Source organism: Bacillus hominis (assembly GCF_030348325.1).
Lineage (GTDB): Bacteria > Bacillota > Bacilli > Bacillales > Bacillaceae_G > Bacillus_A > Bacillus_A hominis.
This window is the reverse complement of sequence record NZ_JAUCFS010000005.1, coordinates 1663764-1679150: the sequence shown is the minus strand read 5'-3', so window position 1 is coordinate 1679150 and position 15387 is coordinate 1663764. Positions and strand designations below refer to the sequence as shown.

Below are 15387 nucleotides of genomic sequence, written 5' to 3'. Positions count from 1 at the left end.
CCTGATATTAGTATCAGGTTATAAAAATAAGTTAGGAGATGTTCCTATGCATTCTAAATCTCGTATTACCGCAATTGGTACTTATGTTCCAAATCAAATATTATCTAATAACGATTTAGAGAAGATGATTGATACGAATGATGAATGGATTGTACAAAGAACAGGAATGAAGGAAAGAAGGATTGCAGGCGAAGACGAATACTCCTCACACTTAGCCATTAAAGCAATCGAAAATTTATGTACAACGTATAAGAAAATCTTAGAAGATATTGACTGCATTATCGTCGCTACAACAACTGCTGACTATGTCTTCCCTAGCGTTGCTTGTCAAATACAACAACACTTCAATATCCCGCATACACTTGCTTTTGATTTAAACGCTACTTGCGCCGGCTTCACTTATGGGCTACATATCGGTAACAGCTTAATTACTGCTGGTACCCACCAAAAAGTACTAGTCGTAGCGACTGAAACATTATCTAAAGTAACAGACTATACAGATAGAACAACCTGTATTTTGTTTGGAGATGGTGCTGGAGCTATTTTATTAGAAAAAGACGAAAACAAACCAAGCTTTATCGCTACCCATATGGGAACAAATGGGGAAGGCGGCATTCATCTGTACAGAACAAATTTATCTACTACTATGAATGGCACACCACTGCAAGCAAATGAAAAAATCATTCAAAACGGAAGAGAAGTATATAAATGGGCTACACGCACGGTACCAGCAGGTATAAAAAAATTATTACATACCGCAAACATGCAAATACATGATATAGACTGGTTCATACCACACAGCGCTAACTTACGAATGATCGAATCTATTTGTGAGAAATCTCAAATTCCAATGCAAAAAACATTAACGAGTGTGGAATTCATGGGGAATACATCTTCCGTCTCCATTCCACTCGCTTTAGATTTAGCTAGAAAAGAAGGGAAATTAATTAACGGAGATACACTTTTACTGTACGGATTTGGCGGTGGCCTTACGCATTTAGGGCTTATTGTGGAGTGGTATTCAAACTAAATTTTCCTTTTATACAACTAACATTACGATAAATGAAATTATATTAATGGTTTTCTGAATATATCTATCCTAGCTCAAAATATATCAACGATTCGAACTAGACTATTAGCTAATCACAAAAAAGCTGTTTTCAAAGGGCTATTACCTTGCTTTGAAAACAGCTCATTTTATTTACCTGTCCGAGACCATATCACAACTGGAATAAGCAGTAAGGCTACAGCCCCTCCCGCTAATGATAATGCCGCATAACTTGAATTAGCTACTACCATTCCTGACATCGCTCCACCTGAAGCTCCTGCTAGCGCAATAAAAACATCTATTTTCCCTTGTGTTTTAGCACGTGTAGAAGGAGTTGTGGAATCAACAATTTGTGCCGTACCACTAATCAATCCGAGATTCCACCCTAATCCAAGTAAAGAAAGAGCAACAATTAATAATAGTAAAGAATCACTCGGTGCTACCGCAGCTATTACACCCGCTGCTAGTAAAATCACCCCACCAGCTATACTCATCGTAGTTCGGCCAATTTTATCAATTAACATTCCCGTAACGAGAGATGGAAGATACATTGCACCTACATGAAAACCAATCACAAGGCCTACTGCACTTAAACCATGACCGTGGTGTCCCATATGAACTGGAGTCATCGTCATAATCGCAACCATCACTATTTGTGTAAGTATCATTACGACCGCTCCAACGGTAATACCTCGTTTATTTTCTTTCGCTTCTTCTGTTACTGGTTGCCCTTTATATGTATGTTCTTGTTTATATGTTTCTATCATGTTAGCAATAATTAACGGATCTGGACGAAGCATAACAAATAGGACAAGACCAGCAAGTATAAATGCTGCTGCCGATAATATAAATGGCCCAGCCAGTTCAGGAACGCCAATTGAATAAGCAAACTCTCCCATTACTCCTACTAAGTTTGGACCTGCTACTGCACCGAAAGTCGTCATAACCATCGTAATACTAACAGCAGTTGCTCGTTGCTTCTTATTCGCTAAATCTGTACCAGCATAACGAGCTTGTAGATTTGTAGCTGTACCTGCACCATATATAAGTAAAGAAATAAGTAAAAGAATAATACTATTTGTTAAAGCAGCCAATACAACTCCAATTGCCCCAAGTCCTCCTACTATAAATCCTGTTGCAAGTCCAATACGGCGTCCATATCGCTGCGAAAGTTTCCCTACTATGAATGCAGCTAACGCAGATCCTAATGTAAACATGGCAGTCGGCAAACCTGCATATGCATCTGTTCCAAGCATTTGCTGCGCAAGAAGTGCACCTACCGTAATACCAGCAGCTAATCCTGCCCCGCCGAACATTTGTGAAATGCTTACAATTATTAACGTTCGTTTATATAAACTTTGTTGCTCTTCTTCCGTGTACATACGATTACTTATTAAAGTCCCCGCTTTATCTAACAATTCCTCACCTACTTTATATAATAACTCCCCTTTGCTAATGTACTATAATTATTGTCTCCTATTCAATAATTATAGTAGTTGTTACTTTATTTCATCTCATCAAAATACAGATATGCCTTCATATCCTCAAAAAATTTCTGGAATTTTAAATTTATATTCAGAAGGTAGTTTATCTTTTTTCCGCGCGATTTCTGCTCTGAAACTTTCTCTCCCCTTAATAACAATTCATCGTTTTCTAAATAGAAAAACTGCCCCATAATTTAGTTTCATCAATTTACAGGACAGCTCTCGTCATGTATTTATGCTTTAACATCTACATTTTGTAAAATTTCAATGTCATCTTTCATTTCATAATAATAAGAAGGCAATTCTATACCATGCTCTAAGAAATAATCCTCAATTAATGAAATAATAATTTTTAACGTTTTCAAACGAGCATACAATTTATCGTTACTTTCGATAATATGCCAATTAGCATTTGGCTTACTTGTTTTTTCAAACATTTCTTCCGTTGCTTCAACATAATCGTCCCATTTTTCACGGTTACGCCAATCTTCGTCTGTTATTTTCCATCTTTTCAAAGGATTTTTCTCTCTATCTTTAAACCTCTTTAACTGTTCATCTTTACTAATATGGTAGAAAAACTTCCCTATTATGTAATGATCATCTGTTAATAGTTTTTCAAAATCGTTAATCTCATTATACGCTCTCTTCCACTCTTCTTTCGTAGCAAAGCCTTCCACACGTTCAACTAACACACGGCCATACCATGAGCGATCAAAAATAGTAATTTGCCCGTACTGAGGAAGTTTCCGCCAAAAACGTTGCAAATAATGATACCGTTTTTCATGAGGAGCAGGCGCGCCAATTGGATTCACTTGGAATCCACGCGGATCAAGATGTTCCGTCACTCTCTTAATTGCTCCGCCTTTACCTGCTGCATCCCAGCCTTCCATAACAAGCATAACAGCTATTTTTTCTTCTTTTAAAATTTGCTGTAGTGCCAATAAACGCATTTGATATTTTTCGAGCTTCTTATTTTATTTAGATTTCGATTCAATTCTTTTCGTTAAATCTACTTTAGCAAGATGTCCATTTTCCATAAAACAATTCCCCCTTGTCGTATGACAATGTTATTTTAACATATTTATTGGGAAATTTTTCATATTTATATTCCTTTTAACTAATACTCGTATCCCTCCACCTGTATCTATCTTTTGTAAGTTGGACGCTTCTTTATATTGATAAATTAATCCCCCTGCTATGCTTTTTAGTATCCTTTAGCAAACATTTATTATTAATCACAAAAACAAAAAAGAAGGAAACTATGCCGAAAAATATCTACACAGTTTCCTTCTTTTTTAGTATGCGTGTGACATACTCGAGAAGATTAATAATAAAAAACAGGAGCTCTATCGATTCACTTATACTACAAACGAATTACAGGCGGAATATATCCTTCTGGTAAAAAGTAAGCAAACACTGTAAATCCAATAATTAATATTGAAAATAATGTTATTACAATTCCACCTGGTAGTGTTAGAAAAATAGTATTCAAGCTACTCTTCATAGAGAAAGCAATCGAGTATATTCCTAGCAGAAGACTTATTATAGCAATAGCTACATAAACCACTACCGCATACCATGGATTGAGTTCCAATAAAACACCAGAAATAAATATATACAAAAATAACAGTTGTAAAAACATGCTGCTTCCCATACTTACTAATTCTTTCAATATGCCCTCCCCCTAAACTGCATGGTATATTATCTCAAAAGGAGAAGATAATAACAAATAAATCCATTAAAGAATGGGAGCTCTCTAAAATGAAACGAAAAATAATATCTCTTTTTTCCCTTATCTGCTTAGCACTACCAATACAAGCTAATGCATACACATTTCAATCACTACCAATTGCGTCAAAGTCTAAACAGTGGTATATCGAAATTGACAAATCTCATAACGCAAACAAGCAAGGGGTGCAGCCAAAACAAGGTGTATATGATACGTATAGTTTACTCTTAAAAAATATTGGTAATGATGTATCAAATGTATCCGTGGAAATACTTGATAACACTCCTACATCTAAAGCTACCTTTAATCCTACTACATCAAATAACACCGTTTCTAAAAGTCATACAAGCTTTGACTACATGGTGTTCCCATTAGACTTTAATAGCCACAATTTCAAAGTCGTCATTACTTGGGAAGAAAAGAATTTCTCTTACAACGGTCATCCAGTAAATGAGAGTAAAAAAATGAAACAAACATTTGTATTTAATGAAGAGTAAGTCCTAATTTGATTAGGGCTTACTCTTTATTTACAAAACCAGATTGAATTGCTTCTGTCACTTCTTTTGCAACTTCCATTGTCGTTGCCTCCATACAAAGTTTTTTATACCAAATATGTACGGATTTTTTTTTATTAGAAAGGTGCTTCATTAAAACCAATCGACTATATGCCATTTTACTTTCTATAGGAGTAGCAATATACACAGTAAAATTCCTGGCTTCAAATACCTTTTCTCCCAAAACGTATTTACATCCCAACTCATCTACTACTAACTCATCTAGGCTCTCTATAGTCATATACCATATCCCCCTTTTAGCCTACATAATCAATCGAACCGCCGAATACTTGGTACAGACAATGCCGTTCCAATTGTTATGATTACTAAAATAGCTAGTGTTATAATGGTTATCTTTCCACCTATTACAGTAGCTAACCAGCCTACAACCACATATCCTAATGGTAATAAAGCAAATGAACCTAACATATCAAGGCTCGCCACTCTTCCAAATGCTTCTTCTGGTACAAGTTCTTGTAAACTCGTTTCCCAAATGAGCCCGAATATCATAATACCGAACCCTTCAATTGCCATTAATCCAATTAAGGCAGGTACCCAAGACACGAAAGGCATAATTAATAGTGCCATTCCACTTATTAAAACACCACCATACGCAAGTAATCCTCTCTTATGCCACCTCTCCTTCCCACCAAAAATTAGTGCTGCGATTACAGCTCCAGCACCAGAAGAAGCCATACCCAATCCATACACGTAAGCTTCAAAATGGTGATGAACATTAAACAACCATGGAATTAATACAACGATAACGCCAGCATAACAAATATTAACGAAAGAAAAGACTAGAATGGTAATCCACAACCACGGATGACTTTTTAGAACAAGAATCCCTTCCATAAAATCTTTTTTGTAATTGACTTTATTTTTTTCAAATTTCTGTGCTTTATTAAACTTTATTTCTCTTAAAAATAATAAACATAAAAATGATAGCAAATACGTTACTGCATCCAATCCAAATCCTATTCCAGCAGATGCAACTGAAACGATTAATCCTCCAAGAGCCGGTCCAATTAGTCGTATTCCTTGATTACTCATTTGTGTTAATGCATTAGCTGCATTTCGAATTTCCGGTACAAATACTTTTGCTCTTACAGCTGAATACGCCGGCTGAAATATCCCTTCCATAAGTCCATATAACGCTACGAGTACATATAGAAGTGGAATTGTTAAAACGTCCATAAATATAAGCGTTGCAAATAACATCATTAGTATGCAGCGGATTATATCTGTAAATAACATTAATTTCACCCGGTCAATCCGATCCACGACTAATCCAGCAAACGGTAACGCAAGAATATTAGGAAGCATGTACATTGCCATAGTCATTCCCATTACAACTGTTGAGCCCGTTAATGAATAAACAACGATAGGAAGAATGACCATCGTTATTGAACTACCTAAAGTTGAAAGTAATTGTCCGATCCATAAAAACTTAAAGTGTGGTGACAATTTAACTGGTAATAACAATTTCCCTACATAACCTAACTTTTTCTCTGTTGATATTTCTCCTTGCATAGCTCTCTCCTCTTTTCAAATTAAGTTAATACTTGAAAATAAATACAGAAAATTCAAACTCTAATAACTTAAATTATATATGAAACAATTAAATTATTGGTAAAAATATCAAAATACTAAAAAGAAAATCGTGATGAATATAAATAAAAAAGGTGTTTTCATATATGAAAACACCTTTCCACTTTATAATTTTAAATTCTTCTTCAATGTCCAATATTTTTCTGGAGCATTTTCAAGTGAGAATTCTACCCAGCCATTTGGATCTTCACGATATACATTTACTTTTGCACCATTTTCTAATTTTCCAACTTCATTTTGTGCAACATTTGGTACACTCTTAATTGGATTGTTAAACGGGAATGGAACTTGATAGTAAGATCCTACCGATTGAACGGTAGCTGTTGCATCTTTTGCATAATCTTTATACGGAATTGCTTCGCCTAATGCATTTACATTTAATGTATTAGGATTTTTCGGTAATCGTGTTACATTTTGATAATCTTTCTTATTAAAAGGCTTAATACGCTCCATAATATTAGCGATTTTTCCAGCCCATTCTTTATCGGTTGCATACTTAACATTCATATCAGGTAATGTGTAACCATTGAAATGAGGAGCACCCTTCTCTAAGTAGTTCTTTCTTACATAATCAGCATTGTACGAAATACTTTGCCCGTAAGACGGTAAATATTTTGCATTTGCAAATGGATCCCAATCAAATGCCTTTAGCCCAAATAAATTATGTTTACGATATGCAATTTCTGATTTCCCATAACCAGATTCTAAGATGGCATGAGCTGCTAAATATAAAGCGTTCACACCATACTCATTTTGTGCTTTTATAAAATCTTGTCCAGTTCCAACAAGCGGGCTATCAGGATGAGGTACTTTAATGAAATTATCAATCTCTTGTGCTGTTACATTAGATGGTAATGTTACATCTAGATTAATATATGATGGTTGTTCAACCGGAATATCGTTTTTCACTTGCATTGCTTTATATAAAAGCTGTGCATAACTTTCACGCGTTAATACACCTGATGGATCAAATCCGCCAAAATTATTCCCTGCTGCTACACCATTAGATTGTAAAGCACTAATTGCATCTTTTGCCCAAGGAGTTGTATCTACATCATTAAATGTGTGTGGTGCTTTTACTTCTAATTTAAATGCTTTTTGCAAAACAACGGCCATTTCAGCACGCGTTAGAGATTCTTTCGGTCTAAACGTCCCTTTGCCATCACCTACAAAAATCCCCATATCCGTTAAAGTCAAAATTTCTTTTTGGAACATTGTTGTTCCTGCACTAATATCAGAGTATGGATTTTTATACTCGCTTTTCGCTTCTAGTTTTAATGCACGATACATTAATGCAGCTACTTGCTCACGAGTTACAACATCACCAAATCCAAACTTACCATTATCATATCCAGCAATAATTTCTTTTGACGTTAAATTAGTAATTGCTTCAAATGACCAATGATCTTTCGGAACATCTGGAAAATCTTTTTCAGATGCAAATGAAGTTGCTGGAACCATCACTACTTGAAGTGCGATTGTCGCTGCTAACACATTAGAAATAACTTTTTTCATAATTTTTTTAACACGTTATGTATATGCTTGTCCCGTGTTAACTTGCCTCCCTTTATAATAAAATTTTCCCTATTAAACTAACAAACTCTTAATTAAATTAATTAGTCAACAGTAAAAGTATACGTGATACAAATAAACTAATCTACCATTATTTTGTTTATAATCAGTATAATACGATATATCTTTTTATTTCGATACAAAATTATATAAACTCATATAAAAAGCCCATCTCTATATAAACGATGGGCTTAGCAAACGATGTTTTTTTATTTAGCTAATCGATACTTTGAAACATTGAAACCTTTCCACTCATAATAATCTAAAATACCAGCATAAACTGCTTCAGCAGCAATTTGTCTTCCTTCTTCAGTAGCTAATTTTCCATTATCTATATTATTATCAATAAAGGCAAGCTCTGTTAAAACTGCTGGTACTGTATTATTATTTACTACATAAAATGAATGATCGTCTTTTATATTTCTATCTCGTGTATGTAGTGCTTCTACTACTCGTTTTTGAATTTTTTTCGCTAATACTTCGCTATCCTTTTCAATCTGTGTCTCTTCTCCACTCTTGGATTTTTTATAATAATATGTTTCCGTTCCATGACCATCATGATTTTTAGAAGAGTTTGCATGAATGCTTACAAATATATCTCCATTGTTCTCTTGACCAAATTCCACTCGATTCACAAGAGATTCGTTTTTGTTACTTCCTGGATTTCCGTTCTCTTCACGTGTTAACAAAGCTTTTAAAGGTGTATTTTTTTCTAATAATTGCTGTAATCTTAAAGATGTATCAAATACAATTTCACTTTCCTCTACACCTTGCCCTGGATTCCCTGGATCAAATCCTCCATGACCAGGATCAATAATAACTACCTTTTCCACTAATGGATTTCCAACTTTAATTGAATCAGCCTTTTTAATAAATTGAGCTGCTTCTGCTTTAGTTAGAATTTTTTCAGGCTCCCATTTGTTACCAGTACCAACAGAAATCCCTAATTCAACTAGGATGTTAGCTTTTGCTTTACCCCAGCTTTTTTCTAAATCACTGAATTGAGTTGCTGGAGTACCGTTTACTTTAGAATCTAATTTGTAAGCTTCTACAATAAGAGATGCCATTGAAACGCGGTCGATTTTTCCAGTTGGATCGAATACGCCGACATCTTTCCCTTTAACAACACCAGCTTTTTCTACAGCTGCGATGTATGGGGTATACCATCCGTTTTGAGAGTCACCGAAAGATGGTTTAGCATCTTTATCGAATGGTAAGTTTAAGATTTTAGCCATCATTGTAGCTGCTTCTGCACGAGTGATTTCTTTTCCAGGCTCGAACATTCCTTTCTCGTTACCTGTAACTGCGCCTTTTTCTGCTAAGTAGTTAATAGAATCTTCTGCCCAGTGCCCTGCTGGGACATCTGGAAACGTTTTTGTTTGTGCGAAACTACTAGATGAATAAGATAATATACTAGCTGCTATTACTCCTGCTGCGATTATTCTATTTTTCATAGAATATATTCCCCTCTCAAGTACAAGTTTTTATATAACAGAGTAATTATAGTTCTGAAAATTAGTAATAGTCAATTGTATTTTGTATAATTTTGTATTATTATTGTATTTTTTGGAACAAATAATTATAGTTAATAATAGTAATATACTTATTTTATACGAGGAGAGATTCGTATGAGCAAGAACTGGAAAAGTATCGAACACCGTATTTTTACAATGTGTATGATTCAGCGAAATAACGAAATATTACTAATACAGTGCCCCGATCATCTAGGCTTCCCTGGTTACATCGCTCCTGGTGGAAAAGTAGATTTTCCAGAAAGTATCGTTCAAGCTGCTATACGAGAAGTAAAAGAAGAAACTGGATTACTTGTTTCCAATTTAACCTTTAAAGGATTAGACGAATATGTAAATCCAAAAGAACAGGTTCGCTATATGGTTTTCAACTATTGGACAGATTCATTTGAAGAAGAGCTTCTTATGAACCCCCCTGAGGGCGAATTATTATGGGTACCAATCGATACAGCACTAAATCTTCCTATGCAAGATTGGTTTAAAGAAAGATTCCCATTATTTTTTGAAAAAGGTACGTTTGAAATTCAACGTGTTTGGGACAGAGACTTAGATAAACAAGTTGCTATGACAATTACCCATACATAAAAAGCTTGGAATCTCTCCAAGCTTCCCTTACTTCTCCTCTAATCTCTTAATCTCATAATCAATTTCTAAAAACTTGATTCCGAATATCCACATTTTATGGTTAGCTTCTAACATTTGATTTGCGCCCTCTTTTATAATAAAAGTCTCTGCTAACGGTAAACGGATTGTAAAGTAGCGAGTATGTAAATAAATCCCCTCATCTCCCTTACCATTTCTTCTCAGCTTACTAGTAATGATTAAATCCTTACTCCTATTACATAATTTCAAAAGCCCCGTCATATTCGAATATGGTAAAGGCAATGCAATATTCATATATGTCTCGTTCTTATGTGTATGCTTTGAATAAAGAGCTAAAAAAATAGACTCTCCTGCTTCATTTTTTCTTAACCAAGCCCTTACGTTCTCTCTTCCATCTTTCTCATCTATTACACCAACGATAGAGCCATTCATCGTTTCCCACTTGCCGCCCATTCCTAAATGTATTTGTCCTAAACGTTTACTCATTTTCTCATAACAAAATGCAAATGGACGGAACCAACGAGCCCATTGAATATTCGATTGTAACTCATACGCTGTTGTATTTTCATAAAAGCGAATAATACTCATAGGAATCTTCGTCACGTCAAATGCTTCACTATGAAAATCACTCATTTTATCAACTAGTCCACTGTATTCCTTGCCATCTACTAAATTTCTACTATGTAAAAATGCCTCACCAATCGACACATTTCCTCTTAACCTGCTCATTGGTTTCCCATAATATTTATAATTCGGAACACTTTTTTCAATCATCCAGCTAACAAATGCCGGTAACGCTACTCCAATTCCATTTACCACACCGTGAATCCAGACCATTTGTGCAATTGTAATCGTCATTACTTGTTTGAAATTTCCGTATGAATATATGAGTGAAAACATTATTGTTACCATAAGTGTGCTAGAAGAAAGAACCAAAAGTACCTTCGCACTTATAGTATTGAATTTCGTTCTCCACACGTAAACTCCATATCCATAAATGGCACATAAATATATGAACACTGCAAAAAATTCAAACACCCTCGAATACGTAATTCCTATTGCAACTGTCATTGGAGAAATGACGATGATAAACATAATAGCGTCATATAACTTACTTCCCCGTTCTCTTTTTCTTCCAAGTAAACCCGCTGATAACGGCAATAAAAATGCCGAGTAATGAAAGTGTGCAGCTGTGAGTAAAACAATGTCAGAACTAAAGTGCATAATTGAAAGTTTTGCTACAGAAGCAAAGAACCAAAAACCGCCTAGAAACAAATAAATAAACGCACTATCTATTGCTGTTTCTTCTAAAGGCTTCCATCCTCTTTCTAGCAACCTACTAACACCAAATAATGCAATAATTCCTGTATACATAAACCAAAGGAGTGCAAAGACAAAATGATTTGTTATGAAAGCTAGCATCGCGCTAATTGCTGCAATTGGATATAAAAACGATACGAATTTATAAAATAGTAACGATGATCCATTTCTTGTTCTTTTATCAATAATGCAAAAAGACATCGGTATAAATAGTAAAACGGATAATAATATAATTGCCTCAACTGGATTTACATTCGACCACTCATATATTAAAAAAACAATATAACAAGCAAGCCCAAATATTATATTTCTCATATCGTTTATTTCCTTTCCACAAATGTTCCCTTATATGAAAATAGCGAACCAATTAACGGGTTTCGTACTTGTACATGAATTCGAAAACATTGTAGTTCGTCATCAAAGCTTTCAACAATGTTTGCTTCTCCATACAAAAATTTCGGCAACGGAATTTTTCTTCCAAACATAAAAAACCATTGTTTCTTTGACGAAATATGCATTGCCCCTATCTCATCAATATGAAAATTCAACGTAGAAACGAGTATGTGCGGTTCACCAAAATAATCTACAATTTCATTTTCTGTTTCATCCAACTGCATAACCGCGTTAAAATATCTTTTCTTATTATGAAAATAAAAAGTACGATTCCACCGTACAAGTTCATTTCCATGTTCATCCCGCTCAGCGGTATTATGTATCGTAAATGGAACTTTCTTTCCCCGCTCGGAGAAAAACATTCGAAACTTCGATGCAATTTTCAATATCAATTTAACAAAAAAAGAGCCACCGTAAATTTCATCCATCTTTCCTTCTCCAGTAAAGCTATTTTCTTCGGTAATCTCATAGCGTTTCTGTAATTTTGGATGAAGTCTTTTATAAGAATTTCCTAGTAGTCTTTCATAAATATTAGCCATACATTATCACTTTCTCTTCCTCTTGCAATTTTTTGCACTCGGTAAATCAAAACTATTTATATAACCGACAATCGATACCCCCATAAGTAGAACGTTTAATGTAATTGGATTAAACGGCTCTGTAAAGCTTATGATATTTGTAAATCCAGCTGCTAATGTTAAGACTAGCAACAAAATAATATGCATTAAAAATAATTTTCGTTTTGGAAGTGGCAATATCCATACAACACCAAAAAATACTTCTAATAACCCAATTATTTTGAGAGCAAACATGCTATTTTCATTGGAACCAATAAGCATAGAAAGCATTTCCACTTCCTCTGGATGAGCAAAGATTATTTTCGGTACAATCCCTTGATATAACCATACGAAAGCAAATAAAAAACAAACGAGCCAATACGTAATCGTTCTTTTAATTAGCAAACTAGGATGAAGCCCCTTTTCTAACCATAATTTGAGGGCATCAAAGCTCCAAGCAGTCGCCCATCCTAATAAAGGTCGAAAAATATATGAATCAATTACATTTCCTATACGACCAAATCTCGTGTCATAATCATATTGCGTTTCAAAATGAATGTATTCTTTATTCGTTGTATACTTCCAATAACCACGCCCTATTTGTATAAGTGATAATGTATTATCTGTCCAAAATTTCAAAGAAGAAATTCTTTCACCAGTTTCTTTTCTTATTTCACCTATCGATTCACCTTCCCCAGCTATTTCAAGTCCAAATCCGATCTTTGTTTTATATAAAAACTGCTGCGGTTCTCCTTCTTTTTTCTCTAAATACGAAATTTCAGTAAAGCGAGCATCCCACTCTGTATGTATGTCTGGTTCTTGTGTATATTCCCATAGTTTTTCCATTGTTGTTTTCATTTCTGTTGCAACGTAAATAGGCTTTTTCTTACTCATTCCCCCACCTCCTAAGTACTATATTTTTAATGTACATGCAATGAATTTATTTTGCTACATTTTTCACAAACTTCTTTGTAAAAAAGAAAGAATTTAAAAAATATATAAAACACTTGATTCCCCCAAAAATTTGAATTATTATAAAACAAATGTTACCAACAACTTCATAATTCAAACACTCTCGCCTAAAACGTGAGATAGAGGTTGCAATACTTATGAGTATTCTAATGGAGACACAGAGATGTCTATGAAATTAGATGAAAGGAAGTGTTGCCGAAATCGATAAATTTCTCTGTATTTATCAATTGGGGCTGTTTTCGAATAGAAACAGAACTGTCATATATACAAAAGTGTATGTATGAAGAGCTATCTACAAAAAAGAGATATCATTTTTTATGATATTCCTTTTTTGGCGGTTTTTTTATTAGCTCCGTTTTCTGTTTCCCTTTTCCTGTAACAGCACCATCCTCACTTATTTGAGATGGTGTTTTTTGTTTTTTTCTCTGGTAACTACAGGAATATTGGGATTTATATATGTCCTAATCTATTCTTAAAAATGGACGAAAGAAGGAATTCGTAATGGAAACGATTGTACAAAAATTTGGTGGTACTTCTGTCGGAAGTGTTGAACGCATTCAACATGTAGCAAATTTAATTATTGAAGAATATGAACGAGGACATAGCATTGTCTCTGTCGTTTCAGCAATGGGAAAAAGTACGGATGAACTTGTAGCACTTGCTAACGCTATTACTGAAAATCCAAGTAAACGTGAAATGGATATGCTCCTATCTACAGGAGAACAAGTAACCATTTCATTATTAACAATGGCACTACAAACAAAAGGTTATAACGCAATTTCATTAACAGGATGGCAGGCTGGTATTACGACAGAATCTGTACATAATAGTGCACGGATTACTGATATTAATACTGGTCGTATTCAGTCTCACCTTACTGAAGGCACGATTGTTATAGTAGCTGGTTTCCAAGGAGTAAGTGAAGAAAATGAAATTACAACGCTTGGACGAGGTGGTTCTGATACAACTGCTGTCGCATTAGCTGCGGCACTAAAAGCAAAAAAATGTGATATTTATACAGATGTGACCGGCGTATATACGACTGATCCACGAGTTGTACAAGATGCTTATAAATTAGATGAAATTTCTTATGACGAAATGTTAGAACTTGCCAACCTTGGTGCTGGCGTATTACACCCACGCGCTGTCGAATTTGCTAAAAATCATAACGTAGTTTTAGAAGTTCGCTCAAGTATGGAACAAGAAAACGGAACAATTGTAAAAGGAGAATGTACCATGGAACAACAATCAATCGTTAAAGGTATTGCATTTGAGGATAATATTACACGCGTCACAATTAAAGGATTAGAACAAGGTGCACTTTCAACAGTTTTCTCTACATTAGCAGCAGCACATATTAATGTAGATATTATTATTCAAAGTATTACAAATGAAGGAACTGTCCACCTCTCCTTCTCAATCCATTCTAATGATTTAAGAGAAACATTAGAAGTATTGGAACAAAATCAAGAAGCACTTCACTATGAATCTGTAGAACATGAAAATCATTTAGCGAAAGTATCAATTGTAGGATCAGGTATGGTATCTAATCCAGGTGTCGCTGCGAATATGTTCACTACTTTAAAAGAAGGCGGTATTCATATTAAAATGGTGAGTACATCTGAAATTAAAGTATCAGTTGTCATTGACCGAATTCACTTAGTAGATGGTGTTGAAGCACTGCATCAATCATTTATGGCGAAAATTGAACCTTTAGTGCAAATGATTTAATTTCTGCCGGTAAAACTTACAACAAATTATATTAATCTATTTCCTTCCTATATAAATAGAAAGCTGTTCACATAGAATTTTAAAACTCTATGCAGACAGCTTTTTATCTTGTTATCAATATTCATAAATCACTATAAAACAATTAAATTATTCATTATATCCTTTCCTAGGAAATATACATGACTCTTCTCACTTCTTATCACAAATATCCTTTTGCTATTCTCCTTGAAAAAACAATCTATCTTCATTCAAAATAACTTTTTTCACGTCAGAGTAAAAAAGGG

General features: G+C 34.5%; 13 protein-coding genes, 1 pseudogene and 1 riboswitch. Of the genes and pseudogenes, 4 read left to right on the top strand and 10 right to left on the bottom strand.

Going from position 1 to position 15387, the window contains the following annotated elements; genetic code table 11:
- Nucleotides 1-46: 46 nt before the first annotated feature.
- Nucleotides 47-1030, top strand: a complete 984-nt coding sequence (locus QUF93_RS11015; RefSeq protein WP_289358795.1) for a ketoacyl-ACP synthase III — start codon at nucleotides 47-49, stop codon at nucleotides 1028-1030.
- Nucleotides 1031-1197: 167 nt separating this feature from the next.
- On the opposite strand, the gene QUF93_RS11010 is transcribed toward QUF93_RS11015, so the two are convergent.
- The 3 genes and pseudogenes from QUF93_RS11010 to QUF93_RS11000 form a co-directional block, all read right to left on the bottom strand.
- Nucleotides 1198-2430, bottom strand: a complete 1233-nt coding sequence (locus tag QUF93_RS11010) for an MFS transporter (protein WP_434476095.1) — start codon at nucleotides 2428-2430, stop codon at nucleotides 1198-1200.
- A gap of 335 nt (nucleotides 2431-2765) precedes the next feature.
- Nucleotides 2766-3569, bottom strand: a pseudogene (locus QUF93_RS11005) (polyphosphate kinase 2 family protein).
- A 326-nt stretch (nucleotides 3570-3895) separates the two neighbouring features.
- On the bottom strand, nucleotides 3896-4204 hold the full coding sequence (locus QUF93_RS11000) for an alpha/beta hydrolase (RefSeq protein WP_289358793.1): 309 nt from the start codon (nucleotides 4202-4204) through the stop codon (nucleotides 3896-3898).
- Between the two features lie 89 nt (nucleotides 4205-4293).
- Here QUF93_RS11000 and QUF93_RS10995 point away from each other — a divergent pair, with 89 nt between their 5' ends.
- Nucleotides 4294-4758: a YozF family protein gene (locus QUF93_RS10995; RefSeq protein WP_289358792.1), complete on the top strand. Its 465-nt coding sequence runs from the start codon at nucleotides 4294-4296 to the stop codon at nucleotides 4756-4758.
- A gap of 19 nt (nucleotides 4759-4777) precedes the next feature.
- Here QUF93_RS10995 and QUF93_RS10990 read toward each other — a convergent pair whose 3' ends face one another.
- From QUF93_RS10990 to QUF93_RS10975, 4 genes are all read right to left on the bottom strand, one after another.
- Complete coding sequence (locus tag QUF93_RS10990) at nucleotides 4778-5056, bottom strand: hypothetical protein (protein WP_289358791.1); 279 nt, start codon at nucleotides 5054-5056, stop codon at nucleotides 4778-4780.
- 29 nt (nucleotides 5057-5085) lie between these two features.
- The gene (locus QUF93_RS10985; RefSeq protein ID WP_289358790.1) at nucleotides 5086-6348 is read right to left on the bottom strand and encodes an MFS transporter; all 1263 of its coding nucleotides are present in this window, start codon (nucleotides 6346-6348) and stop codon (nucleotides 5086-5088) included.
- A 183-nt stretch (nucleotides 6349-6531) separates the two neighbouring features.
- Entirely contained in the window at nucleotides 6532-7941 is a 1410-nt protein-coding gene (locus tag QUF93_RS10980) for an S-layer homology domain-containing protein (protein WP_289358789.1), read from the bottom strand.
- A 266-nt stretch (nucleotides 7942-8207) separates the two neighbouring features.
- Nucleotides 8208-9452: an N-acetylmuramoyl-L-alanine amidase gene (locus QUF93_RS10975; protein ID WP_289375282.1), complete on the bottom strand. Its 1245-nt coding sequence runs from the start codon at nucleotides 9450-9452 to the stop codon at nucleotides 8208-8210.
- Between the two features lie 174 nt (nucleotides 9453-9626).
- On the opposite strand from QUF93_RS10975, the gene QUF93_RS10970 reads away from it, so the two are divergent.
- Nucleotides 9627-10112, top strand: coding sequence for an 8-oxo-dGTP diphosphatase (locus QUF93_RS10970; RefSeq protein WP_289358787.1), 486 nt, complete (start codon nucleotides 9627-9629; stop codon nucleotides 10110-10112).
- A gap of 27 nt (nucleotides 10113-10139) precedes the next feature.
- Here the strand turns inward: QUF93_RS10970 and QUF93_RS10965 are convergent, their stop codons facing one another.
- The 3 genes from QUF93_RS10965 to QUF93_RS10955 are packed head-to-tail and all read right to left on the bottom strand — an operon-like array spanning nucleotide 10140 to nucleotide 13294.
- Entirely contained in the window at nucleotides 10140-11765 is a 1626-nt protein-coding gene (locus tag QUF93_RS10965; protein WP_289358786.1) for a YndJ family protein, read from the bottom strand.
- 5 nt (nucleotides 11766-11770) lie between these two features.
- Entirely contained in the window at nucleotides 11771-12382 is a 612-nt protein-coding gene (locus QUF93_RS10960; protein WP_289358785.1) for a DUF4166 domain-containing protein, read from the bottom strand.
- Between the two features lie 6 nt (nucleotides 12383-12388).
- Nucleotides 12389-13294: a DoxX-like family protein gene (locus QUF93_RS10955; RefSeq protein ID WP_289358784.1), complete on the bottom strand. Its 906-nt coding sequence runs from the start codon at nucleotides 13292-13294 to the stop codon at nucleotides 12389-12391.
- 190 nt (nucleotides 13295-13484) lie between these two features.
- Nucleotides 13485-13671, top strand: a riboswitch (Lysine riboswitch).
- Between the two features lie 202 nt (nucleotides 13672-13873).
- Between QUF93_RS10955 and QUF93_RS10950 the strand changes: the two genes are divergently transcribed.
- Nucleotides 13874-15103 carry an aspartate kinase gene (locus tag QUF93_RS10950; RefSeq protein WP_289358783.1) on the top strand — a complete coding sequence of 410 codons (1230 nt, stop codon included), beginning with the start codon at nucleotides 13874-13876 and terminating at the stop codon, nucleotides 15101-15103.
- Nucleotides 15104-15387: the final 284 nt, after the last annotated feature.

What these genes read in the sequence shown, in the direction of transcription:
- QUF93_RS11015 (WP_289358795.1), top strand. Translation starts at nt 47, where the DNA reads ATGCATTCTAAATCTCGTATTACCGCAATTGGTACTTATGTTCCAAAT.
- QUF93_RS11010 (WP_434476095.1), bottom strand. Translation starts at nt 2,430, where the DNA reads ATGTACACGGAAGAAGAGCAACAAAGTTTATATAAACGAACGTTAATA.
- QUF93_RS10995 (WP_289358792.1), top strand. Translation starts at nt 4,294, where the DNA reads ATGAAACGAAAAATAATATCTCTTTTTTCCCTTATCTGCTTAGCACTA.
- QUF93_RS10990 (WP_289358791.1), bottom strand. Translation starts at nt 5,056, where the DNA reads ATGACTATAGAGAGCCTAGATGAGTTAGTAGTAGATGAGTTGGGATGT.
- QUF93_RS10985 (WP_289358790.1), bottom strand. Translation starts at nt 6,348, where the DNA reads ATGCAAGGAGAAATATCAACAGAGAAAAAGTTAGGTTATGTAGGGAAA.
- QUF93_RS10980 (WP_289358789.1), bottom strand. Translation starts at nt 7,941, where the DNA reads ATGAAAAAAGTTATTTCTAATGTGTTAGCAGCGACAATCGCACTTCAA.
- QUF93_RS10975 (WP_289375282.1), bottom strand. Translation starts at nt 9,452, where the DNA reads ATGAAAAATAGAATAATCGCAGCAGGAGTAATAGCAGCTAGTATATTA.
- QUF93_RS10970 (WP_289358787.1), top strand. Translation starts at nt 9,627, where the DNA reads ATGAGCAAGAACTGGAAAAGTATCGAACACCGTATTTTTACAATGTGT.
- QUF93_RS10965 (WP_289358786.1), bottom strand. Translation starts at nt 11,765, where the DNA reads ATGAGAAATATAATATTTGGGCTTGCTTGTTATATTGTTTTTTTAATA.
- QUF93_RS10960 (WP_289358785.1), bottom strand. Translation starts at nt 12,382, where the DNA reads ATGGCTAATATTTATGAAAGACTACTAGGAAATTCTTATAAAAGACTT.
- QUF93_RS10955 (WP_289358784.1), bottom strand. Translation starts at nt 13,294, where the DNA reads ATGAGTAAGAAAAAGCCTATTTACGTTGCAACAGAAATGAAAACAACA.
- QUF93_RS10950 (WP_289358783.1), top strand. Translation starts at nt 13,874, where the DNA reads ATGGAAACGATTGTACAAAAATTTGGTGGTACTTCTGTCGGAAGTGTT.